At 69.8% G+C, this 1,202-nt stretch carries 1 protein-coding gene; it reads left to right on the top strand.

The features are described from left to right. Nucleotides 1–96 precede the first annotated feature (96 nt). On the top strand, nt 97–528 hold the full coding sequence (locus K6I34_RS37175; protein ID WP_229332425.1) for a hypothetical protein: 432 nt from the start codon (nt 97–99) through the stop codon (nt 526–528). The last annotated feature ends 674 nt before the right edge of the window (nt 529–1,202 follow it).

The raw sequence follows: 1,202 nt of genomic DNA, 5'->3' as shown, positions 1-1,202 counted from the left end.
CGCCCACCCCCCAGGCGCCTACTGGCTCCTGCCACCCCCCGCGGACAGAACGGAACTCTGCCACGCGACACACGTCCAAGATGTGATTACGCGGCCATGCCGGATGCCGACGAGATCGGCCTGAGCACCTACGTCGCCGTCGCCGTCCGTTGCCCGCTGGAACAACCGAGGAGCGACATCATTGTCGGCTCCGCCGACGATGACCGCGACGTCCCCGGAAGGGAGACCGGCGTGTCTGACGACCCGGTCGAGCAGTTCACAGCGGCTGTGGGCGAGACGTTCGTCTCGTCCGCTGCCGTGTCGGACCGATGCGACTCGATCGCGTGGAAGGCCGTCACTTCCGCCGGTACGTACGTGGTGAAGGCGAACACGGAGGGCGGAGACGGCAGCGGCATGTGGCTTGCCCTCGCGCAGGCACGTGACGGCGATACTCCGGCCGTCAGAAGGCTCCTGGCCGGTGTGACGAGCAGCCTGGCCGACGCCCCGTCCGCGCGGCCGACGGTGGCCGAACTCGCCAGTGCTCTTTAGCAGGGTCTGTGTCGCGTAGTCGCTTTTGATGGGCGCAGCCGGATTCCAACTGCCCTTGCCCGCTGCGGAGGCCGATCAGGTACCCGGCTTTCACCTGGAGCCTGGCTTGCTGGTCCGCTGGATCGATAGGCTGGCGTGAAGCTAGGTGCTTTGCCTGAGTAGCGGGAAGTGAGTAAAAACGAGGCGCGGCCGGGATGAACGCGCTGGTCAGGAAGTGTGGTCCCCGCACGCGCGGGGGTGGTCCCCGCAGCGGTGGGTGTGGGCGGCCATGGCACCGGTGGTCCCCGCACGCGCGGGGGTGGTCCCATCATCCTTCGGTACGCGGAGCTGCACGACCGGTGGTCCCCGTATGCGCGGGGGTGGTCCGGGCATCCTTCAGTTCGGCGACGAGGAATGGACGTGGTCCCCGCATGCGCGGGGGTGGTCCGCAGATCCCGTGCCGGAAGTGGGTCGAGGCCAAGTGGTCCCCGCACGCGCGGGGGTGGCCCGGACGCGTTCCCGGAGGTCCGGCGCACGCTGCAGTGGTCCCCGCACGCGGGGGTGGTCCGCAGCGCGCCGAGCGTACCGCCTGCAAAGGCATATGGTCCCCGCGCACGCGGGGGTGCCCCGCGACGTGCACCCGCCAGACGACTCACCACGAGAACCGGGGGCCGAGGGAGAGAGCTCCCCCGCCC

The sequence above is a fragment of the Streptomyces sp. UNOC14_S4 genome (assembly GCF_020740835.1).
Taxonomy (GTDB): Bacteria; Actinomycetota; Actinomycetes; order Streptomycetales; family Streptomycetaceae; genus Streptomyces.
Note: the sequence above shows the minus strand (reverse complement) of the source record. Positions and strands in the feature narration are given on the sequence as shown.